Source organism: Nodosilinea sp. AN01ver1, assembly GCF_050565655.1.
Taxonomy (GTDB): Bacteria; Cyanobacteriota; Cyanobacteriia; order Phormidesmidales; family Phormidesmidaceae; genus Nodosilinea.
In genome coordinates, this window is record NZ_JBNXVS010000005.1 from 144,353 (window position 1) to 165,462 (window position 21,110).

17 protein-coding genes are annotated in these 21,110 nt (G+C 59.5%); 7 read left to right on the forward strand and 10 right to left on the reverse strand.

Going from position 1 to position 21,110, the window contains the following annotated elements; genetic code table 11:
• Positions 1-14: 14 nt before the first annotated feature.
• Positions 15-1,148, forward strand: a complete 1,134-nt coding sequence (locus ACQ4N7_RS06895) for a CO2 hydration protein (protein ID WP_430710875.1) — start codon at positions 15-17, stop codon at positions 1,146-1,148.
• A gap of 144 nt (positions 1,149-1,292) precedes the next feature.
• Positions 1,293-2,249 (forward strand): polyphosphate kinase 2, encoded by a 957-nt coding sequence (ppk2, locus tag ACQ4N7_RS06900; protein WP_430710876.1) that lies wholly within the window; start codon positions 1,293-1,295, stop codon positions 2,247-2,249.
• A gap of 75 nt (positions 2,250-2,324) precedes the next feature.
• On the opposite strand, the gene ACQ4N7_RS06905 is transcribed toward ppk2, so the two are convergent.
• Complete coding sequence (locus ACQ4N7_RS06905) at positions 2,325-3,209, reverse strand: tetratricopeptide repeat protein (protein WP_430710877.1); 885 nt, start codon at positions 3,207-3,209, stop codon at positions 2,325-2,327.
• Positions 3,210-3,271: 62 nt separating this feature from the next.
• The gene (gene queG / locus ACQ4N7_RS06910) at positions 3,272-4,228 is read right to left on the reverse strand and encodes a tRNA epoxyqueuosine(34) reductase QueG (protein ID WP_430710878.1); all 957 of its coding nucleotides are present in this window, start codon (positions 4,226-4,228) and stop codon (positions 3,272-3,274) included.
• Between the two features lie 392 nt (positions 4,229-4,620).
• On the opposite strand from queG, the gene ACQ4N7_RS06915 reads away from it, so the two are divergent.
• Both ACQ4N7_RS06915 and ACQ4N7_RS06920 read left to right on the forward strand, forming a co-directional pair.
• On the forward strand, positions 4,621-5,523 hold the full coding sequence (locus ACQ4N7_RS06915; RefSeq protein ID WP_430710879.1) for a cell division protein FtsX: 903 nt from the start codon (positions 4,621-4,623) through the stop codon (positions 5,521-5,523).
• Positions 5,524-5,767: 244 nt separating this feature from the next.
• Positions 5,768-6,130 carry a response regulator transcription factor gene (locus tag ACQ4N7_RS06920; protein WP_430710880.1) on the forward strand — a complete coding sequence of 121 codons (363 nt, stop codon included), beginning with the start codon at positions 5,768-5,770 and terminating at the stop codon, positions 6,128-6,130.
• 18 nt (positions 6,131-6,148) lie between these two features.
• On the opposite strand, the gene ACQ4N7_RS06925 is transcribed toward ACQ4N7_RS06920, so the two are convergent.
• Positions 6,149-6,769 carry a DUF1003 domain-containing protein gene (locus ACQ4N7_RS06925; protein WP_430710881.1) on the reverse strand — a complete coding sequence of 207 codons (621 nt, stop codon included), beginning with the start codon at positions 6,767-6,769 and terminating at the stop codon, positions 6,149-6,151.
• A 198-nt stretch (positions 6,770-6,967) separates the two neighbouring features.
• Between ACQ4N7_RS06925 and ACQ4N7_RS06930 the strand changes: the two genes are divergently transcribed.
• Both ACQ4N7_RS06930 and ACQ4N7_RS06935 read left to right on the forward strand, forming a co-directional pair.
• Positions 6,968-7,609: a ParA family protein gene (locus ACQ4N7_RS06930; RefSeq protein WP_430710882.1), complete on the forward strand. Its 642-nt coding sequence runs from the start codon at positions 6,968-6,970 to the stop codon at positions 7,607-7,609.
• A complete protein-coding gene (locus tag ACQ4N7_RS06935; RefSeq protein WP_430710883.1) occupies positions 7,606-8,334 on the forward strand; it encodes a hypothetical protein in 729 nt (242 codons plus the stop codon). The genes ACQ4N7_RS06930 and ACQ4N7_RS06935 overlap by 4 nt, the downstream gene beginning before the upstream one ends.
• Positions 8,335-8,342: 8 nt before the next feature.
• Here ACQ4N7_RS06935 and ACQ4N7_RS06940 read toward each other — a convergent pair whose 3' ends face one another.
• From ACQ4N7_RS06940 to ACQ4N7_RS06950, 3 genes are all read right to left on the reverse strand, one after another.
• Complete coding sequence (locus ACQ4N7_RS06940; RefSeq protein ID WP_430710884.1) at positions 8,343-8,579, reverse strand: DUF2811 domain-containing protein; 237 nt, start codon at positions 8,577-8,579, stop codon at positions 8,343-8,345.
• A 379-nt stretch (positions 8,580-8,958) separates the two neighbouring features.
• Positions 8,959-9,099, reverse strand: coding sequence for a hypothetical protein (locus ACQ4N7_RS06945; RefSeq protein WP_430710885.1), 141 nt, complete (start codon positions 9,097-9,099; stop codon positions 8,959-8,961).
• A gap of 194 nt (positions 9,100-9,293) precedes the next feature.
• Positions 9,294-9,860, reverse strand: coding sequence for a hypothetical protein (locus ACQ4N7_RS06950; protein WP_430710886.1), 567 nt, complete (start codon positions 9,858-9,860; stop codon positions 9,294-9,296).
• A 177-nt stretch (positions 9,861-10,037) separates the two neighbouring features.
• On the opposite strand from ACQ4N7_RS06950, the gene ACQ4N7_RS06955 reads away from it, so the two are divergent.
• A complete protein-coding gene (locus ACQ4N7_RS06955) occupies positions 10,038-10,721 on the forward strand; it encodes an SDR family oxidoreductase (protein WP_430710887.1) in 684 nt (227 codons plus the stop codon).
• Positions 10,722-10,799: 78 nt separating this feature from the next.
• Here the strand turns inward: ACQ4N7_RS06955 and ACQ4N7_RS06960 are convergent, their stop codons facing one another.
• From ACQ4N7_RS06960 to ACQ4N7_RS06975, 4 genes are read right to left on the reverse strand one after another with little or no spacing between them, the layout of a single operon-like run.
• Complete coding sequence (locus ACQ4N7_RS06960) at positions 10,800-12,740, reverse strand: response regulator (RefSeq protein ID WP_430710888.1); 1,941 nt, start codon at positions 12,738-12,740, stop codon at positions 10,800-10,802.
• Between the two features lie 3 nt (positions 12,741-12,743).
• Positions 12,744-13,196, reverse strand: coding sequence for a response regulator (locus tag ACQ4N7_RS06965; RefSeq protein ID WP_430710889.1), 453 nt, complete (start codon positions 13,194-13,196; stop codon positions 12,744-12,746).
• A gap of 5 nt (positions 13,197-13,201) precedes the next feature.
• A complete protein-coding gene (locus tag ACQ4N7_RS06970; RefSeq protein ID WP_430710890.1) occupies positions 13,202-14,896 on the reverse strand; it encodes a response regulator in 1,695 nt (564 codons plus the stop codon).
• Complete coding sequence (locus ACQ4N7_RS06975; RefSeq protein WP_430710891.1) at positions 14,893-21,003, reverse strand: AAA family ATPase; 6,111 nt, start codon at positions 21,001-21,003, stop codon at positions 14,893-14,895. The genes ACQ4N7_RS06970 and ACQ4N7_RS06975 overlap by 4 nt, the downstream gene beginning before the upstream one ends.
• Between the last annotated feature and the right edge of the window lie 107 nt (positions 21,004-21,110).

A 21,110-nucleotide genomic window follows, 5' to 3' on the forward strand; every position in this document is an offset into this window, starting at 1 on the left:
CAGGTCTCCCTGCCATGACCAAAACCCTACCTCTGGCTACCGCTGCCCACCCCCTAGAGCCCTTCATTCAAAAGCTGCTTGGGGCCGAGGCCCTGCTGCCCGACTCTGAAACCAACGTGCTGGAGGTGGTCGGCATTCTCAAAAGCTACGGGGTCGTGCTCGACGCCTACTCTAAAAACCTGATTTACATTGCCGACCATCAGTTTTTGGTGCTGTTTCCGTTCTTTAAGTACTTTAACGGCCAGGTTACGCTGCCCAGGCTGCTGCGCCACTGGTGGCACGATCGCATCAACTTTGAGTATGCCGAGTACTGCATGAAAACCATGCTCTGGCACGGCGGTGGCCAGATGGATACCTACCTCGACAGCGACGATTTTTTGCAGCGGTGCGGGGCGGCGATCGCGGCCAAAATCAAATCCAACCCGGCTATGCGAGGGCTGCACGGCCTCTTTCCTGACTTTTTGCCCGAGCAGGTGCGCCAGCTCGCCTACTACAGCGCCCTGGGCCAGTTTTGGCGGGTGATGAGCGACCTGTTTATCGACCTGTCGGATGCCTACGACGCGGGCCGGGTGACAACGATTCCTGAAGTGGTGGCTTTTATCAAGGCCGGACTGGTCGCCGCCGCCGCTAACCCCATCACCTACGCCGTCGAGATTGGCGGTAAGCCCTACGACCTGCTGCCCAAGTCGGCGGGGCTAACCTTCTTAATGGATGTGGCTGTGCCCTACGTGGAGGCCGTCTTCTTTCGGGGCACGCCGTTTTTAGGTACGGTTTCCTACAACGCCCAGGCCAACCAGATTTCGGTTGACCAGGGCCGCTTTGACTACGGTGCCCTCTACGCCGACCCCTTACCGATTGGCGGGGCCGGTATTCCCCCCACCCTGCTGATGCAGGACATGCGCCACTTTCTGCCCGACTACCTGACCGCTTTCTACGAGTCGCAGGGGCGCGGCCTCGACGATGTGCGGGTCAAGATCTGCCAGAGCTTCCAAAAATCGATGTTCTGCGTCACCAGCGCTTCGCTACAGGGGCTGCTGCCTCACCCCGCCGATACGACCCAGGCCGCAGAACAGGCCGCCAACCACGAATTTTTGGCCGCGTGGATGGATCGCCTGGCCACCTCTCGGCTGGAGGTGGTTCAGCTCTAGGGGGATGGCTAGCGTGAGCGAGGTCTGAATATTTGATGCTGATCCAGTTGCCATACCGCTTCGACAGCTACCATGCGTTACAACTGTCCCAGTGGGCTTAGAACGGCGGTCTAGGGCAGCAGCGTCAACTTTAAGCATGTGGCTATGGGCAAACGCAGTGGCAAGGCTAATTCTGGGGCGAATGGCGATTCTTTAGAACTGCCGCAAAAGTCAGGGAAAAAAAGCGCCAAAAAGAAGACCAAAACAAAGCCGCTCAAAAAAGTGCGGTCTAAGCCTTTGGAGCCGCCTGTTTTTCACTACCTGTCTGAGGCCGAAGGCAGCTCTAAACTGACCAGTAAATTTTATGAAAAGGAGCTGGCGCGCCTACAGGTAGAGCTGGTCAAAATGCAGTACTGGGTTAAGCACACCGGCACCCGCATCGTCATTTTGTTTGAGGGGCGCGACGCGGCGGGTAAGGGCGGCACCATTAAGCGCATTACCGAGCCGCTCAATCCGCGGGGCTGCCGGGTGGTGGCGCTAGGGACACCGAGCGATCGCGAAAAAACCGAGTGGTACTTTCAGCGCTACGTGGCCCACCTGCCCGCCGCTGGCGAGATTGTCTGCTTCGACCGCAGCTGGTACAACCGAGCGGGCGTGGAGCGGGTGATGGGCTTTTGCACCGACGAGCAGTACGGCGAGTTTATGCAGACCTGCCCTGAATTTGAGCGCATGCTGGTGCGCTCTGGGATACTTTTGCTGAAGTACTGGTTTTCGGTCAGCGACGAGGAGCAGGAGCGGCGGTTTCAGTCGCGGATTACTGACCCGGCCCGGCGCTGGAAGCTCAGCCCGATGGATCTGGAATCGCGCGATCGCTGGGTCGAGTATTCCCAGGCCAAAGACGCCATGTTCATCCACACCAACATTCCCGAAGCGCCCTGGTTTACAGTCGAAGCCGACGACAAAAAGCGAGCCCGGCTCAACTGCATCAGCCACATTCTCAGCAAGATCGACTATATCGATATGACGCCCGAGCCGCTAGAGCTGCCGCCGCGCCGCAGTGCCCCAGACGACTACGTGCGATCGCCCATAAATGAGCAATTTTTTGTGCCCCAGCGCTATTGATTGTTGGGGCTTCGACTGCGCTCAGCCACCGGGCTTCGACTGCGCTCAGCCACCGGTAGCTGAGCGGAGCCGAAGCTACAGCTCACTCAACAGAGTCTTAATATCGGGAATCTCAAAGAACGCGGTGGTCGAATCGAGCAGCTTGTCGCCCCAGAGGTTGGTCCGCAAAAACTCGATGTCGGCGTAGCGACTGTCCTGCTCCAGGGCTTCGGTGCCCAGGCGCAGGGCTTCTTGACAGGCGGCATTGGCGGCTCTGATTACGGGCACGCCGCAGTTTTCTTGGGCGTGCAGGGCAACGGCGATCGCCAGCTTGGGTTCGGGCTCGTTGGCGGCTAGCTCTAGGCTCGACTGCCAGTACTCCACCGCCTTTTGCGCGTCGCCCTGCTCGTAGAGCACCAGGCCAATGTTGTTGACCGAGGGCCAAAACTCAGGCTCAGCGGCTACCGATCGCTCAAAGGTCGCGATCGCCTGGGGGTACTGGTCGAGCTTAAAGTAGGCATTGCCCAGGTCAAATAGGGCGCTGGGGTTGTCGGGTTCGAGCGCTAGCCCCTGTTCTAGATAGCTGGCGGCGCGCTGGGGGTCATCTTGCTGTAGGTAGGCCGAGCCCAGGGCAAACAGCACCCGTGGGTTGTCGGGCAGCAGCCTCTGGGCGCGATCGAGCAGCGGCAGCGCCTTGTCGACCTCGTTGTTTTGCAGGTAGAGACCGCCCAGCAGCGCTAACACCTGACCGTCGTTGGGGGCCAGCTGGGCCGCCAGCTGAGCCAGGGCCAAAGCCCGCCCATACTGCTGAAACTCGGCCAGCTGTTGGGCTTCGTTGGCTAAAAACAGCCCCTGCTCAGTCATCAAGTCGTAGTCGAGGGGCAGCACGTAGGGCGTGAGCGCCTGGGTACGGCCGGGCAGGGTGGTGCCCAGCAGTCCACAAAGGGTCAGCAGCGGCAGAAGAAAGAGGCGTTTTAGCACAGCAGAATCGGTAGGTTGGACAGCAAATATATAGAGTGTACGTCGATTGCGGACCGAGACCGTCAGCAGCGGTGGTTCTGCTGAACGGCCTGGGCATTGCGCCGCCACATGGCCGGTTTGATGCGTCGCAGGGCCGAAGCCCGAAACCGCTGATCCCACTCGGCTTCTGATAGGGTAGCTAAATCAGCTAGTTTTGGGGCCAAATTCTCGGGATAGGGCTGAAAGTCATCGATGCTGGTGGGCTGGGCAAACCTCTGGTTCCAGGGGCAGACATCCTGGCAGATGTCGCAGCCTGCCACCCAGTTATTCAGGTGGGGGGCCACGCTTTCCGGCAGCGTTTCGGCCCGGTTTTCGATGGTGTGGTAGGCAATGCAGCGGTTGGCATCGACCACGTAGGGCCGGGTAATAGCCCCGGTGGGGCAGGCCTCCAGGCAGCGGGTGCAGGTGCCGCAGTGGGCGGTGTGAGGCGAATCTGGAGTCAGGTTCAGGGTGGTGACTAGCTCACCCAAAAATACCCAGGAGCCGTACTGGCGGGTGATCAGGTTGCCGTTTTTGGCCACCCAGCCCAGGCCCGCCTGCTGCGCCCAGGCCTTGTCCTGCACGGGGCCAGTATCGGCGTAGTAGCGAGCGCCGTGGCCAGTGGCGGTAATCCAGTCAGCCAGGGGCTTAAGCCGCTTTTGCAGAATGCGGTGGTAGTCGCGCCCCCAGGCGTAGCGGGAAATTTTGCCGTGGTCGGGGTCGGGGGAGTGGCGATGGGGCGTGTAGTAGTTGAGGGCGACGCAGACGAGCGATCGCGCCCCCGGCAGCACCTGGCGAATGTCCTGGCGCTTGGGGTTATCCATCCAGCCCATATCGGCCTGGTAGCCCTGGTCTAGCCAGCGCTGCAGGCGCTCCACCGCCGTTGTTTCCATGTCGCTGGGCGACTCGTCTAGGGCGACAATGCCGACTAGATCGAACCCCAGCTTGAGGGCGTAGTCAATCACGGCCTGGCGATCGGGTGAACCAGCGAATTCTGCCATCGGTAACGTTTCCTGGTCCTGGTCAGCTGTTTTGACCCTGGGAACCTGACTGGTCGAGGGTTCAATTAAATCTAGCGCCTGGGGTATGGGCAGAATGCCTGACTGTGGATAACCAGGACAGCTATCCCGTCGCCCCCACAGCAATCCAGGGCAGGCCAAGGTCAGCTCTAGGCTAGCTTACAGAAGCTCTGTAAGTTACGAAACAAAAGTCGCAAAGCAAAAGTTGCGAAACAAAACATCCCCTTGACATTGACCTGATCTGAGCATAGTTTGTACCATGCTGCGGTTAGCGCCAGGGTTAGCATTCCTTAAGCGCCAGGGTTAGCGTTTCGGATCAGCACTAACCCCCATATCTGCTACTATCGGCTCAACTTACCCAGGCAAGGGTGTCTATGTTTAAGCTGTTGACCAAGTTTGACTACCTGCTGCGCGAAACCCTGCTGGGGCTGCGGCGCGGCGGCTGGATGAATTGGGCGGCGATTAGCACCATTACCGTGCTGCTGTTTTTGTTTGGCATCAGCCTACAGTCAACCTGGCAGCTGGAGCGGCTGCTCAACCAGTTTGGCAGCCAGCTAGAGGTGTCGGCCTACCTGCAAAGCGGTTTTCAGGCCAGCGACCTCAAGCCTGTGGTCGAAGCGTTTCCCGATGTGGTAGCGGTTACCCCGGTGACAAAAGAATCGGCCTGGGCCGATCTGGTCGCCGACCTGGGTCTGTCAGATATTGCTGGGGCCACGGACCAGCTGAAGGGCAATCCCCTGGTCGATGAGCTCAAGGTCAAGGCCAAAAATTCGGAATCGGTACCGGCGATCGCGTCTCAGCTTCAGGCCCTCGACGGCATTGACGAAGTGCGCTACGTCGATGAAGCCGTCACCCGCCTGGCCCAGCTCAACGACGGTCTCAAGTGGGCGAGTCTGTTTGTGATTACCATTTTGACGCTCACCGCTACCGCCGTCATTACCACCACCATTCGCCTGATTGTGCTGGCCCGCCGCCGCGAAATTGAGGTGATGCAGCTGGTGGGAGCCACCCGCATCTGGATTTACCTGCCGTTTATTTTGCAGGGGGCCGCCTTTGGTCTGGCGGGGGCAGCGGTAGCCTGGGGGCTATTGTTTGCCGTGCAGCGCTTTTTGACCGAGCTGGCGACCCAGCAGGCCGATTTTATTCAGTTTGTGGTGCAGGGGCTGAGGCTGACTCCCCAGCAGCTGATTTTGCTGCCGGCGGCGCTGCTGGGGTTAGGTACCCTCGTAGGGCTGATGGGCAGTCTACTGGCCGTACGCAAATTCTCGCTGCGATAGCCCAGAGCCAGCGCCGCCTTAGTTGAGCTGCGCCAAAATAGCGCTTTAGGCACAGCGATCGCGATTGAAAACGCAATTAAAAACGCAGCCGAAACAGCCTTCCCTGTGGTCGAGTTGCTGGTTCACTACTGCTACAGAGACCCGACCCACACTATAGTTTTTAAAAAGTGTTAGAGTCTGCGCAAATTGGCCATAATAGCTACGGAGCAATGGGCGGTCTGCTTACCGTCAGCGAGGCATCAGAATGAGTACAGTGCTAATTGTCGATGACAGCTCAACCCTGCGAGAAATGATTGCCGGGCTGTTGCTCAAAGCTGGCCTAACGGTAGTAGAAGCCAAAGACGGCGTCGAAGCCCAGGAAATGATCCAGGCTACCCCGCCCGACCTGGTGGTACTCGACATTGTCATGCCCAACATGAACGGCTACGAGCTCTGCCGCTGGATCAAAAACAGTGCCGCCACTCAGAATATTCCCGTCATTATTTGCTCCAGCAAGGCCGAAGAGTTTGACCGCTACTGGGGCATGAAGCAGGGGGCCGATGCCTACATTACCAAGCCCTTCCGCCCCGCCGACATGATCAGCACCGTCAAGCAGCTGCTGCGCTAACCGGACTGACCGCAGCCCCTAGTCAGTTTCCGCCGTTATTTCGGTTTCCAACGTTTCTTTCAGCGCCTCCAGTACGGTCAGGGGGTCGGCTGACTGCTGCATAATCGCGGCCTCGGGGTCGTAGCGCTGCTCCATATTCGGCAGGTCTTCGCGCAGTTCTTCTAGCAGCGCAATAATTTTGGCAATTTTTTTCTCAGACAGCAGGCTGAGCTGTAGCATCAGCTGGGTGCGCTGTTCAGCAAAGCTCTCCTGCCGGTTTTGGCGAATCAGCACCCCGGTCGAAATCAGCAGCGCAGCGGCGTCTAGCCCCTGCTCGGCCCAGGTGAACGTGGGCAGAGCGATCGGCAGCAGGCCGGTGTGGTTGAGCCAGTCGCCAGCCAGCCAGAGCCCCAGGCCCCCCAGCAGCAGATACAAAAACGTGGGCCGACTAAACCACGATGCCACTACCTCTAGCACCCGCTCCGCCGCCGCGACATCCTCAGACTCCTGGCGGTGAATGGCAATAATGGCGTCGATATTTTCGGCGATCGGGTCAGGCAAGGGCGCGGTTAAAATGCGCCGCTGGGCAGATCGGCGAAACCACCCCTTGGGATGCTGGGCGGACGGTTTTGATGCGTCGGATGGGGTAGGGTTTGCCATGGCTTGTATTTTATCAGGGGGGTAGGGGGCAAGGGGCAGGGCTGAGGGGATGAGGGGAGAAAAAACTGGGGGGATTTTAATGATGTCATTGGCGCGGCCTTGGAGTACTATTCCGTAGGTTGGGGCGTTGGCGAGAGCCGTTCAAGTGAGAATGGCGCGGCTGTCTAGCCCTGCTAACCGTTTCTGGGAGATGTGACTTTGGCTCGCCCGATTGTGCTAGCGGTGTTTAACGGCAAGGGCGGCGTGGGCAAAACCACCACCGCTGTTAACCTGGCGGCGGTGTTTGCTGAAACCCACTCGGTGCTGCTGGTCGATGCTGATCCCCAGGGGTCGGCTCTGTGGTGGACGGGGCGCAGCCCGACCGATTTGGGCTTTGAGGTCAAGGCTCAAACGAACCCGGCCCGACTGGCCCGACTCGGCCAGGAGCATGACCACAGTTTGATTATTGTTGACACGCCGCCAGCCTTGGGTTCGGCAATTTTGGCTGCGGTGATTCCATCGGCTAACTATTTGCTGCTGCCAACGCCTCCCGCACCGATGGATTTAGCCGTTTTGATTACTACAGTGAATGAAGCGGTAGCGCCCAGCGGGGTATCGCATCGAGTATTGTTGACGAAGGTGGATTCCCGCAGCGTCGGCGAAGCCATTGAAGCTCAGAACACCCTGCTGGAGCTGAAAATTCCGGCCTGTAACGCGTTTATTCGCGCCTATAAAGCTCACGAGCGGGCGGCCCTAGAAGGTCTGCCCATTCTCAAGTGGCGCGGTAAAAACAACCAGGAGGCGCGTTCTGACTACTGCCGAGTTGCCGAAGAACTACAGCGAGACTGGAACCAGCCATGACTAAAAAACGCCTCTCCGACCTCCTCAAAGAAGAAGTGAATAAGGCTGATGTCTCAGATGCCGCCGTTCCGGAGGCTGAGGCCGCTGCCAAGCCCAGCCGCCGCGCCTCTTCGGCCCGGCGTACGGCCACCAGTCGCCGCACTAAGGCGACGGCCAAACCAGAGGCTAAGTCGAAGTCCGCATCAAAATCTGAGCCAAAATCTGAGCCAAAGCCCGAGCCGATCGCTGAAGCTGAGGTAGCCCCAGACCAGCCCGCAGCGGCGATCGCACCTCAGCCCTCGGCCCCAGACAATATGACCGATCGCCTGAGCGCTCTAGAGAAAGACCTCGCGGCCAGCCAAAAAGATCTGGCGGCGGCCCAAAAAGACAAAGCCCAGCTGGAAAAAACCGTTGCCGGGCTGCAAAAAGACCTGGAAACCCAGCAGGGCAGACTGTTTGAGCTTAAAGACAGCCTCGATCAGGCCGAAACGACCGCGAAGGCAAAGGCCGACGCTCTGGCCAAAACCCAGGCTGAGCTAGACGAAGCGAAAAAAACGATTTTGAAGCTGACCGAAGCGGCAGCCCCAGCACCCCACCGCATTTCTGGGGTCGATGTTTTGCCCCGTCGCCCGGTGGAGCCTAAGGCCAACAAACCTGCCTACCACCGGGGCGTGCCTGACTATGCCATTCAGAAGGGTCAACCCAACCCCATGTTGACCGATGCCGACATTGGCTGGGTTGATTAAACCAGCGGCTAGGGTGTGTAGTCGAACAGAGCGTCGAGGTATATGCGGTTGACGTCGCGATGGCCCTTAGCAGCCGATCGCGGCCCGCTGACATTTTGCATTAAAAACAGCGACAGGGCCGCGCAGAAGACTCGGTGCTGGCTCCAGGCGGGGTTGCTGTCTAGATAAACCTGTAGCGCTTCGTAAAGTTCTTCGGGCACTTCGGCCATGAGGCAAACTTTGGGGGTGGTCACGTCGAGAGTCATAGGGCGCTGCCTTGTTTTGAGGGGATGCGGACCGGGGAGCCTGGAGGCTGAAACGGGGTAGTATAAATGCACCTGTGAAGCGGGCTAAGGTCGCCGGAGCAAGCGTTGTGAACGGCTTGAGTCGCCACGGCCCGCAGAAAACCGGCGGGGGAGCCAGCTGCTCCTGCCCACCACGGCGCGATGCTTGTGCAGAGTAAATTTGTAGAAACGTTAGAACCGAAACTTGAGGGCCAAAACCCTGGGGCCGACCATTGCCAGCGGCCCAGCCAGCCCCCTAAAATCTATGCCAACAACTGACCTGAGGTTAGGTCTTAGAAGCCGTAGAGCAGGGGTCTTGGCTGTGCCAGTCGCATCATTCTGCCGAACTCTCCGGATGCTGTCAATCTTGCTTTAGGGGCGCGTTTAGGCTAGTCGCTGAGGGTGCCCACGACGGCATGGGAGTTTTGGCGGTTCCGTTAGGGCGCGGGGCGCGATCGCCTGACATCGTGCGATCGCCTGGGGCCGTAGTATCGTTTTCCACAGAGCGCGGCCCAGCCCCAGTGCACCGTCAAAGCCTGGGGAAAGCCTGGGGAAAACCTAGGCAGACCTGGGGAAAACCTGGGGGAAACAGAGCGAGAAAATTTTGTTTTGTAACGTTTTTGTCAATATAATATTGACACATAGTCAAAGCACTGCTCTAGCCCATCGTGACGGGGCTGCGCTGGCGAGACCGGGTTAATCTTTGGTAGTCATGGTTTCACCCTTGGCTCCGTCTAGGGCCAGGGGCGAAGGCGGCAGAGGGGGCCAGCGCACGTCCCACAGGGCCCAGGTGGCGGCTACCAGCAGCAGGGCGATCGCCAGGGTTCGCCACGGAAACATGGGGCGATCGCCCGACCAAACCAGCTGGGGGCTGCCCTCACCGGCCATAAACCGATGCAGCTGCTCGCTCAGGGCGGTGGCAGACAGGGGCGTGCGCACCTCAGGCAGGGTAAGCTGCCGCCCCGTCCCCAGCAGCGTCAGGCGGTGGCAAAAGCGCACCCCGCCGCGCGGCGTGTTGTCGCATAGCTCTGAGGCCATGGCAAAATCTTGCAGGGCGAACCCCTGGTCACGGGGCAGCCAGGCCCAGGGCTGAGACCGAATCGCCTGACAGTAAACCTGTCCAGGGGCGGCGCGATCGCACAGAACACTGCTAGGACCGGGCAAACTCCGGCCCCACAGCCCCAGCAGGGCCGTACAGAGCAGCAGCACTACCGGCACTCGCCGCAGCCTGAGAGTCCAGGGATTGACGGTTTTGGTTGTCATAGCGGCTAACCTGCCCAGACCAATGGTTCATCCTATCCTGCCATGGATGCCTGGCTACAGGGATGCCCGGCCACCCCTTGCGCCCCCGGCCAGATTAAGGCATGCTCAGCCTAGCGTCTGGCCGCTGGGCCAGTTCACCAGGGCTGAACGCAATCGCTTTGCTAATTTTGGATCGCTATGGGCAAACACATCGTTATTACTGGGGTGAGCCAGGGGCTGGGCCGGGCGATGGTCGACGGCTTTGTGGCCGAGGGCCATCGGGTCTCAGGCTGCGCCCGCCGCGCCGAGGCGGTGGCTGAGCTAGCGGCCCAGTACCCCAGTCCTCACCAGTTCAGCGCTGTCGATGTTCGCGACGACGCGGCGGTGGCGGCCTGGGCTAAGGCCGCTATTGCCGCCAACGGCCTGCCCGACCTGGTGCTCAACAATGCCGGACTGGTCAACCACCCCGCCCCCCTGTGGGCCGTGCCCGCCGCCGAGTGCGACGCCGTTATTGCCGTCAACCTCAGCGGCACCTGCAATGTGATTCGTCACTTTGCCCCGCCTATGGTCGAGCAGCGATCGGGAATTTTTGTCAACTTTAGCTCGGGCTGGGGGCGATCGACCTCGCCAGGGGTGGCCCCCTACTGCGCGACTAAGTGGGGCGTTGAAGGGCTGACCCAGGCCCTATCGCAGGACCTGCCGCCGGGGATGGCGGCGGTGGCCCTCAACCCTGGCATCATTCACACCGCTATGCTGGAAACCTGCTACGGCGACGATGCCGCTGCCTATACCCCGATCGCAGCCTGGGTCAAGGCGGCAGTGCCGTATATCTTAAGCATTCAGCCGAGGGATAATGGGCGGGCGCTGACGGTGCCGGGGTAGGGGAGCGGGTGCGTGGACGGGTAGGTGAGTAGTGGTCCGCTCCCTGAGCGGAGTCGAAGGGAGCGGGTCGGCGGGTCGTTAGGACTCCGTTTGCAGGGCGGTGTGCACGACTTTAACCAGTTCTTCGATGGTGTAGGGCTTGGCCAAAAAGCCTTGAATTTTAAGGGAGGCCACGGAGGTCAGTTTGGCGTTGTGATAGGGCAGCCCGCTGACGGCGATCGCCTGCACCTGAGGATTGATCTTTTGCAGCACTCGAAACGTGGTCGCCCCGTCTAAGGACGGCATCATCATGTCCAGAATGACCAGCTGAATGTCGTTTTGGTGCTGGGCGTAGAGGGCGATCGCATCGAGGCCATCGCAGGCGGTTAAAACACGGTAGTTGTAGGCTTCTAGAGACGCTTTGGTGACCTCGCAAACGGGGGCTTCATCATCCACGACCAAAATCAGCTCTTGATTGCCAACCAGGGCTTCTGAAGGGCCGATGTCGGAGCGATGGGTGGCCACCACGGCGGGCAGAAAAATTTTGAATTGGGTTCCCCTTTCTGACACGCCAGATGCTGCTGCGCTAGATTCTGGCGAACTCATCACGGTGATAAACCCGCGATGGCTTTTAATAATACCTAAAGCAGTTGATAGCCCCAGCCCGGTGCCGCTGCCAATGTCTTTGCTGGTAAAAAAAGGCTCAAAAATGCGATCGAGCAGTTCGGGCGCAATGCCGCAGCCGGTATCGGCTACGGTAATGGCAATATATTTGCCCACCCTGGCATCTAGATTGGTGCGCACGTAGTTTTCGTCTAGGGTCAAATTTTCCGCTGTGATTTCGAGCTTTCCACCCTGGGGCATGGCATCGCGGGCGTTGACGCACAAATTCATTAGCACCTGGTGAATTTGGGTTGGGTTGCCCGAAATAGTCCACAGTTCGCCAGGAACATCTACCTCTAACTCGATCGACTTGGGAAAAGTTTCTCGAATAATTTGCTGAATTTCTCGAATTAAATGCCCGACCTGAAGAACGGTGTCGTTGCCCTCCGCGCCACGGGCAAAGGACAGCACCTGTTTGATAATTTCAGCTCCCCGCCTGGCGTTTGTCTCTAGCACCTGCAGCATGTGCAAACTGCGTTCATCTAAATTGCTGGGCTTCATCTGCAAAAGCTGAGCGGTGGTGAGCACCGGAGTCAAAATATTGTTCAGATCGTGGGCAATGCCGCTAGCCAAGGTGCCAATACTCTCCATCCGCTGGGCGCGAAAAAATTGGGCTTCGAGCTGTTTTTTGGCCGTGATATCGGTGCTGACAATCAGAATAAACTGGGGCTGGTCGTCGTCGTCACGCACTAGAGACCAGCGGCTTTCGACCATAATTTTTTGGCCGGTTTTAGTCACCTGATTGAGTTCGCCCTGCCACTCGTTTTCCAGCATGAGCTGCTGCTGAGCTGGCTGAACACGATCTAAATCGTCTAGGGTGTACAGCAAATCGGTCGTTTTTTGGCCTAAAGCTTCTGCACTCGTCCATCCGTACAGCCGCTCTGCGCCCTTGTTCCAAAACAAAATTTGATTTTGCACATCGCGAACGAGAATAGCGTCTGTAGCGATGTCGAGCAGCGCTGCCTGTTCCCGAATTTTTTGCTCAGCCCGCTTGCGTTCGATCGCATAGCGAATCGAACGCACCAGCAGCTCGCCGGTAATTTGGCCTTTGACCAGGTAGTCTTGAGCTCCGGCCTGAACCGCGTTGAGCGCCAGCGTTTCGTCGTTTAACCCGGTAGTCACCACAATGGGCACGTTGCGCTCCTGCTGATGCAGCTGCTCAAAGGTGGCAAACCCCTGACTGTCGGGCAAAAACAGGTCCAACAACACGATGTCGAAGGGGGTTTCTTTGAGCTGCTGTATCCCCTGGCTCAGGCTGTCGGCGTGGTGAAGCTGAATGTGAACCGAGATAGTCTCTCGCAGCAGTTCCTGTAGCAGACGCCTGTCGCCGGGATTATCTTCAATTAGCAGCACGCGGATGGGAGCTTGGGAATCCATGGCTTACTCCGAGGGTAACTCGACCATAGATAGCCAAAAATCTTCAATCGATTTGATGCTTCTGGTAAAGTGCTCTAGGTCAATTGGTTTGGTGATATAGCAGTTGGCGTGGAGGCTGTAGGCGCTCATGATATCTTCTTCGGCACGGGAGCTGGTAAACACAATCACCGGAATGTGCTTGAGCGTCTCATTGGTTTTAATCGTTTTGAGCACGTCCAATCCGCTGCGGCGCGGCAGATTGAGGTCTAGCAAGACCAGCTGTGGGTTGGGTGCCTGACTGTAGGGGGCAGAATGGGTCAAAAAGGCGATCGCCTTTTCGCCGTCGTCTACCACATTTAGGTGATTGGAAATTTGACCTTCTTTTAGCACTTCCTGGGTGAGCCGAATGTCGCCAGGATTGTCTTCGACCAGCAAAATTTCGATTGGATTCAGGGACTCAAGAACGGAATTAACCATCACCATCAGCTCATGCCCCCCGCTGGAATTGTGAAGTAGAAGGTTGATCCCTGATTTGGTTTAGACTGCACCCAGATCTTACCACCGTGGCGCTCAACAATTTTTTTGCAAACGGCCAGCCCTATTCCTGTCCCTGGGTAGATGGTTCGGTTGTTTAACCGTTGAAAAATCACGAAGATTTGGTCAGCATATTGGGGGGCAATGCCGATGCCATTATCTTGGACAGAAAACAGCCATGCATCCTCCTTTTGACTGGCTTCGATGGCAACGCGGGCCGGTGCTGCGCGGCGAAACTTGATGCCGTTGCTGATCAGGTTTTGAAAGAGCTGGGTGAGCTGGGTGGGGTCGGCCTCCACCGGGGGCAGCTCGCCATAGGTAACGGTGGCCTCGCTTTCGTCGATCGCGACTTTGAGATTGGCGATCGCCCGCTCGACCGCCTGGGTGCTGCTAGTCAGCTCAAAGGCCCTCCCCTGGGTGCCCACGCGGGAGTAGGTGAGCAGGTCGTTGATTAGCGTTCGCATGCGCAGGGCACCGTCGACGGCAAACTGAATAAAATCGTCGGCGTCGGCATCGAGCTGACCCTTGTAGCGGCGCTCTATGAGCTGCAGGTAGCTGGTGACCATGCGCAGCGGCTCCTGGAGGTCGTGGGAGGCGACGTAGGCAAATTTTTGCAGTTCGTCGTTGGAGCGAGCCAGCTCCTGGCGCTGGAGCACCTCTTGTTCGAGCAGCTGGGCCTGGGTGAGCGCGATCGCCACTTGGTTGGCGAGCTGCTGGAGCAGATCCCGCTCAAAGGTGGTCCACTGGCGCGGGGCTGAGCACTGGTGGGCAATCAGCAATCCCCACAGGTCGCCCTGGGTGATAATTGGCACCACCAGCTTGGCCTGTACCCAAAACTGCCGCAGAAAATCGACCAGGCAGTCGGCTACCTGCTCATCCTGGTTGACGTCGGCCAGCAGGCGAATGCGGCCCTGGCGGTACTGCTCCCTAGACTCGGGCGGGAACACCTCCTGGGGGAAGACGACCCCCATCACCTCTGGCAGCCCAGGCTGCACCGCTTCGGCCACGCCGCTGCCGGTACCGTCGGGCCAGAGGCGGTAGATCAGCACCCGATCGGCCTGGAGAATGGCTTTGACCTCGGTGACTGAGGTTTGCAAAATGTCGCTGATCTGCAAAGACTGGCGAATTTTGAGGGAGACGCCCGCCAGCAGCTGCGATCGCTGATTTTGCTGCCGCAGGGCGGCTTCGGCCTGGGTGCGCTCCTGCACTTCGCGCTCCAGGCGGGCGTTTTGGTCTTGCAGCTGCTGGGTCAGCGCCTGCAGACGCAGGTGGGTCTTGACTCGGGCCAGCACTTCCTCGTACTGCAGCGGTTTGGTAATAAAATCGACCGCCCCCAGGGCAAACCCCTTGACCTTATCGGACGTATCGGTGAGGGCGGTCAGAAAAATCACCGGAATCGCGGCGGTCAACGGGCTGGCCTTAAGGCGACGACAGGTTTCAAACCCGTCCATCCCCGGCATCAAAATGTCGAGCAGAATCAGATCGGGCGCGGCATAGTGCGCCTTTTCAAGGGCGCTTTCCCCATCCTCGGCAAACAGCACCTTGAACCCGGCGTTGCTCAAAAAGTCGAACAGCACCTCCAGGTTGGTGGGGGTGTCGTCGACGACCAGAATTGTCGCGGTGCTAGCGGTATCCTCGCTCATGTCGGTGACTGATAGCGTTTGATCAATGCGATCGCCTGTCTTCCCTTATAGCCTACGGCCAGCTGCCTCAGCTGAGCGGCAAAGGGAGTCCACTGCGGGTTGAGCGCCTCCAGCTGCTGGGTGTAGGCGACCACGCCCTTGAGGTCGCCCCGCTGGGCCAGATCGAGCAGGGCAGTGAGGTCTGAGGCAGGCGGAATGGCCGCGATCGGCAGGGCGGCAGCAGCAGAGGCGGGCTCGGGGATAGGCGGGGTATCCAAGCCAGCGGGGGCGTAGAGCCAATCTAGCTTCAGGTGGGTCTGAAGCATCTGGAGCAGAGCCGTCTCCTGCACGGGCTTGGGCAAAAATGCGTCGCACTGGGCGAGCTGGCTCAGGCGCTGGTCTAGCGATCGCACGCTGGCCGACACCGCAATAACCACCATCGCCTGTAGCTCGGGGCTCTGCCGCAGGCGGCGGGTCATCTCAAAGCCATCCATTCGCGGCATGACCAGATCGACCAGCACCGCGTCGGGCTGGTGTTGCCGGGCCTGCTCTAGCCCGGCCTGGCCGTCGGCCGCTTCCAGAACTTTAAAGCCCAGGGGCATCAAGATATTAATTAGCACGGCCCGGTTGTAGTCTTTGTCGTCCACGACCAGAATGGTGCGCGGGTCGCCCCGGTAGCCTGCGATCGCTCGCGGCACCTCCGCCCCCAGCCGATCACTCGGCTGAGACACCCGCAGGGAGAGGTCAAACCAGAACCGGCTGCCCTGGCCCACCCGGCTGACAACGTGAATGTCGCTGCCCATCAGCTGAACGAGCTGGCGGCTGATAGATAACCCCAGCCCGGTGCCCTCGCTGCGGCGTTGAGGCTCAAGGGCGCAGTGAAACGGGTCAAAGATCTGCTCCAGCTGCTCAGGGGCGATGCCAATACCCGTGTCTTCAATTTGAAAGCGCAGCCGTTGAACATCAGGGGAGCCTGCGATCGCGCGATCGCCCGGCTGGTTTTGCCCCTTCAAGTCGCCAGCATCGCCCTCGGTCGGCCAGCGGTGGGCCGCCCCCACCGTCAGCGTCACGCCGCCCGCCTCGGTAAACTTGATCGCGTTGCCCAGCAGGTTGAGCAGCACCTGCTGCAGCCGCTTTTCATCGGCCTCGACGTACTGGGGCAGAACCGAGAGCACCTCGTAGTTGAGCAGAATGTGCTTTTGGCTGGCCCGAATGCGGCAGATCTCCAGCACGCTGCCAAGAAAATGGGGCAGGTGAAATCGGTTGGGGTGCAGCTCCATTTTGCGCGCTTCGATTTTAGAGAGATCGAGCACGTCGTTGATCAGCGTCAGCAGGTACTCGCCGCACTGGTGAATCACATTCAGCCCGGTCTGCTGCTGCTCGGTGAGGCTCTGCTGTCGCTTGAGCAGCTGGCTGTAGCCCAAAATGCCGTTCAGCGGCGTGCGCAGCTCGTGGCTCATGTTGGCCAAAAACTCGCTCTTGGCCCGGCTGGCTACCGTGGCCGCCGCTTCGGCCCGCTGCCGCTCCTGAATTTCCTGCTGGAGGTGAATGTTGTTTTGCTGCAGCTCCAGGGTGCGGGCGGCGACGTTGGCCTCCAGGGTGCGGTTGGCCTCTTCTAAATCGGCATAGAGGCGGGCGTTTTCGATCGAAATCGCGGCCTGGCCCGCCAGCAGCTGCAAAATTTCCAGCCGGTCTGGCGTAAAGGCTCCGGTGGTGAGGTTGTTCTCCAGATAGAGCATGCCGGTCAGCTTGCCCTGGTGCAAAATGGGGGCACACAGCACCGACTTAGGCTGCCGCGCCCGCACGTAGGGGTCGCTGGCAAACAGGTCTTCTTCGTGGGCGTCGTTGAGCACCAGGGCGGCTCGGGTGCGGGCCACGTAGTTGACCACCGACAGGGGCAGGGCCGGGGTCGTGGAATCGGCGCTGTCATCGGGATCGCTCTGGTGAACGGCGATCGCCCCCTCGCCCACCTGGCCCGAGGCTTTAATCACCAGCTGCCCGGCTGTCTCTAGCAGCAGCAGACCAGTTTCGGCCCCGGCGTTTTCAAGCACGATCTGCATCAGCGTGGTGAGCAGGTCGCTCAGCACAATTTCTTTGGAAAGTGCCTGCGACGCCTTCATCACGGTGGCGAGATCAAAGCCCTGCAAGCCGCTGGTCGTGCTGGTGTTGGTAATCCGCGCGGGCTCTGGTGCGATCGCCTCCCGTTCCGCAGTCTGGCTCAGTAGCTGCGGATAGCGGCCCATCAGCTGGTTGGCTTTGGCGATCGCCCCCCAGCGCAGGTAGCCGTAGTAGGCCTCGGTGAGATACACCTGCGCCACCCGATCGCGCCCCTGCCCCAGATAAAACTCGGCGGCGCGCTCGTTGGCCAGGGCAGCCTCGTGGCTGTAGCCCTGCTCGCGGGCGGCGGCAATAGCGCGATCGTAGTGCTCCATCGCCTGCCAGGGCTGGCTCAGCCGCCGCGCTTTCTCGGCCTCCACCAGCAGATATTTATGCTGAAAGTTCATCGGGGCGTGGTCGGCCCACCGCCGCAGCTGGGTCTGGTTGTGCTCGACTTTGCTGAGCGCCGCTTCTAGCCGATCGGGCGGCTGAGCCAGCTGGGCCAGGGAATCGTAGAAATAGAAGACGGGCACCACCAAAAACGCCTTCACCCCGTCTAAATACTGCTCGGCCTCGGCGGCATCGGCCAGGGCCTGCTCGTACTGGCCAAACAGGTAGCTGAGGATCAGCTTGTTGAGGTAGAGGTAGTGCAGCCCGGTGCGATCGTTGCCGGCCTGGAGCAGGGGCAGGGCCTCGGTTTCCCGGTAGGCCTCGCCCTGGAGGCGGTAGGGGTATTCGCTGGCATTTTCAGGTGAGCCGATCAGGTTCAGCACCGCCTGCTGCACAATCTGATTCCAGCCCAGGGTGTTGTCCTGCTTGAGCTGGGCCAGGGTCTCGCTGATGGCGGCCATCTCAGAGGCCAGCTGGGTCAGGTCTTGCCCCATCAGGTAGGCGTGGTGGCAGTGCTGAATTGCTGCGTAGCCGCCGTATTCAAACTGACCGTTTTCGAGGCCGCTCTGGTAGCCATCCCACAGCCGGGGCAGCGTTTCGCGCACGTGCACCTTGCCGTGCAGCGTACAGGCTCCGCCCACGAAGCACACGCTGGCCTTCAGTTCTACCGCGTTAAACCGCTCCACCACCTGAAGCGCCAGGTTGCCAAACTGGTAGGCCGCCTCGCTATCCTGCAAAATGCCGTTGAGAATGACGCCGTAGCACACGTAGCCGTAGGCGGCAAAGGGCGAGCTGCCGTAGGCGACCGTGAGGTTGACCTGCTTGCCGATCACCAGCGGAAACAGGTGCGGGGCCGCCTGGTAGCAGGGCGACCCCAGGCTGGTAAGCATGCGCACGGCGGCCAGCTTCTCAGAGTCGGTCATCGGCGGCAGATTCAGCAGGTCGGCGGGGCTCTGACCCGCCAGGGCCGCGGCGGTTTGGGCCAGGGCCTGCTGAATGTCGGCTCCACTGGGCGACTCGGGGATCGTCACCCCCAGCCGCGCCAGGGCCTCTAGCCCAATCTTGACCGCTTCGAGCTGTTTCACCTGGGCCATACAGGCCTGAATTTTGACCTCGTAGACCTTCATGGTGTGAATGGGCGATCGCACCCGCTCCAGGGCCAGCGCCGTCCAGGCCTCCATTTGCTCAAAGTCGCCGTTCAGGTAGGCCGCCTCGGCGGCGGCTTCGTGCAGGGCTAGGGTGAGGTTGTACTGCTGCTGCCAGCTGGCGGCGGGCAGCAGATCTAGGCCTGCGCGCAGGTAGCGCAGGGCCGAGTCGTAGGCGGCGGCGGCTTTAGCTTTTTGGCCCGCCACGCGGTTGAGTTCGGCCAGCTGGTAGATCTCGGCTTCTGTAGTGAGCAAATCGGCCCCGTAGTTGAGCTGGTTGACAATGGCAAAAACATTGTCTTGGCGCTCCTCGGGCGAGGTATTTTGCAGCAGCAGCTGGCCAATTTTGAGGTGGGTTTGCTGCCGCTGCGACTCAGGAATCAGCGAGTAGGCCGCCTGCTGCACCCGGTCGTGCAAAAATCGGTAGGCGATCGGCAGCTCTGGGCCAGCGGGCAACAGCGCCTCTAAGGGTTCAATCGCCCGAGCCTCGGCATCGAGCGCCAGCGGAATTTTGTAGCGCTGGTTGAGGGGCACCACAAAGTCGGCCTGCAGGGCCTCCCAGAGATCGGCAGCGGTTTCGGCTTGGGAGGCCTCGCTGACAATGGCCAGCACGTCGAGGGCAAACTTGTCGCCAATGCAGGCCGCCAGCTTTAAGACCCGCTGGGTCTGGGCCGACAGCTTTTGAATCTGGCTCACCATCAGGTCAACCACGTTTTCGGTGATGGCGATGCCCTGCAAAACCGCCATATCCCACCGCCACTGGCCCTGGTCAAAATCGAACCAGAGCCGCTGATCCTGGTGCAGCGACTTCAGCAGCTGGGTGAGAAAGAACGGGTTGCCCTGGGTTTTGCGAAAGACCAGCTCGGCCAGGGGCTGGGCCTGGCTGGTGTGCAGCGTGTCGGCCACCAGCTGGTTGACCTGGGGCAGATCAAGCGGTTGCAGCACCAGCTTGCGGGCGATCGCCCCGGCCGCCTGAATTTGCTCCAGGCTGTGCATCAGCGGGTGGGTGAGGCTGACCTCGTTGTCGCGGTAAGCGCCCAGCAGCAGCAGGTAGGCGCTTTCGGGGTTAGTCACCAGCCGCTCAATCAGCTTCAGCGACGGCAAATCGGCCCACTGCAGGTCATCGAGAAAAATAACCAGGGGGTGCTCAGGCTGGCTAAACACCCGAATAAACTGCTGAAAGACGCGGTTGAAGCGGTTTTGCGACTCCGATGGCCCCAGCTCAGCAACGTCGGGCTGCGGGCCAATAATCCGCTCCAGCTCGGGGACCACATCGACAATGATTTTGCCGTTTGGGCCTAGCGCCTGCAGCAGTTTCGCCTTCCAGCTCGCAATCCGGTCATTGCTTTCGGTCAGCAGCTGCCGCATCAAGTCTTGAAAAGCCTGGGCCAGCGAGGCGTAGGGCACGTTGCGCTTGAACTGGTCAAACTTGCCGCTAATAAAGTACCCCCGCTGCCGCGAAATGGGCTTGTGAACCTCATTCACCAGCGAGGTTTTGCCAATGCCAGAGTAGCCGCTGACCAGCATGAGTTCGGTAGCCCCAGCGCTCACCTGCTCAAAGGCCGTCAGCAGCGTGGCGACTTCGATTTCTCGCCCGTAGAGCGTCTGCGGAATTAGAAACTGGCTAAAGCAGTCGAGCTGACCGACGGGAAAGCCAGTGATAGTTCCGGTTTCCTCAAGCTGGGTTTGGCAAATGCTCAGGTCGGCTCTGAGGCCAGACGCGCTCTGGTAGCGATCTTCAGCGGTTTTGGCCAATAGTTTCATCACCACATCGGCTAGGGGCAGCGGCAGGTCGGCCTTGACTTGATCGGGAGCCACGGGCGTTTTGGCCATATGGCTGTGCACCAGCTCCAGCGGGTCAGTGGATTGAAAGGGCAGCTGCCCGGTCAGCATTTCGTAAAAGGTGACGCCCAGGGAGTAGAAGTCGCTGCGGTAGTCGATCGCGCGATTCATGCGGCCGGTTTGCTCGGGCGACAGATAGGCCAGCGTGCCTTCGAGCAGGGTGGGGTTACTGGCCGCTGAGCTTTCTTGGGACAGGCGAGAGGCAATGCTGAAATCGATGATTTTGACCCGCCTGCTCTGAGGCCGAATCACAATATTTTGAGGATTGATATCTTTATGAACAATTCGGTTTTGGTGCAGGCTAATCAGAGCATCGACCAGCTGAAGCGCAATCTCCAGAAACTCAGCGATCGCCAGAGGTTGTTGGCCTAAATAGTCTTTGAGGGCGATACCGCCAAAGTCTTCTAAAACCAGCGCCAGTCCATTTTGATGGGCCTCAAGCCCGATCGGCTTGATAATACCGGGATGATCTAAGCTGGCTAAAATCTTAAACTCGTGCCTGAGCCGAGTAATGTCTTCGAGCGATGGGTAGTCGGCTCTGAGCTGCTTCACGATAACGGGCTGCTGATTTAGCAGCACGCCAGCGTAAACCCTGGTGTGTGCCCCCTCATGAATGAGCCGCTGAAGGGTGTAGCTAGTCGCTGCTTTTTTCAAAACAATTAAAGTATCTATCCATGGGTAGAAAATGCGATCGCCCGCTCAAAAGCCCCAAGAAGAGTTACCACAAACCCAGCTCAAGAACCTTAACACAACCTTTAGAA

Coding starts and splice junctions, on each gene's coding strand:
- ACQ4N7_RS06950 (WP_430710886.1), bottom strand. CDS start 9,860: ATGACAACCAAAACCGTCAATCCCTGGACTCTCAGGCTGCGGCGAGTG.
- ACQ4N7_RS06965 (WP_430710889.1), bottom strand. CDS start 13,196: ATGGTTAATTCCGTTCTTGAGTCCCTGAATCCAATCGAAATTTTGCTG.
- ppk2 (WP_430710876.1), top strand. CDS start 1,293: ATGGGCAAACGCAGTGGCAAGGCTAATTCTGGGGCGAATGGCGATTCT.
- ACQ4N7_RS06915 (WP_430710879.1), top strand. CDS start 4,621: ATGTTTAAGCTGTTGACCAAGTTTGACTACCTGCTGCGCGAAACCCTG.
- ACQ4N7_RS06920 (WP_430710880.1), top strand. CDS start 5,768: ATGAGTACAGTGCTAATTGTCGATGACAGCTCAACCCTGCGAGAAATG.
- ACQ4N7_RS06935 (WP_430710883.1), top strand. CDS start 7,606: ATGACTAAAAAACGCCTCTCCGACCTCCTCAAAGAAGAAGTGAATAAG.
- ACQ4N7_RS06940 (WP_430710884.1), bottom strand. CDS start 8,579: ATGACTCTCGACGTGACCACCCCCAAAGTTTGCCTCATGGCCGAAGTG.
- ACQ4N7_RS06925 (WP_430710881.1), bottom strand. CDS start 6,769: ATGGCAAACCCTACCCCATCCGACGCATCAAAACCGTCCGCCCAGCAT.
- ACQ4N7_RS06895 (WP_430710875.1), top strand. CDS start 15: ATGACCAAAACCCTACCTCTGGCTACCGCTGCCCACCCCCTAGAGCCC.
- ACQ4N7_RS06955 (WP_430710887.1), top strand. CDS start 10,038: ATGGGCAAACACATCGTTATTACTGGGGTGAGCCAGGGGCTGGGCCGG.
- ACQ4N7_RS06960 (WP_430710888.1), bottom strand. CDS start 12,740: ATGGATTCCCAAGCTCCCATCCGCGTGCTGCTAATTGAAGATAATCCC.
- queG (WP_430710878.1), bottom strand. CDS start 4,228: ATGGCAGAATTCGCTGGTTCACCCGATCGCCAGGCCGTGATTGACTAC.
- ACQ4N7_RS06970 (WP_430710890.1), bottom strand. CDS start 14,896: ATGAGCGAGGATACCGCTAGCACCGCGACAATTCTGGTCGTCGACGAC.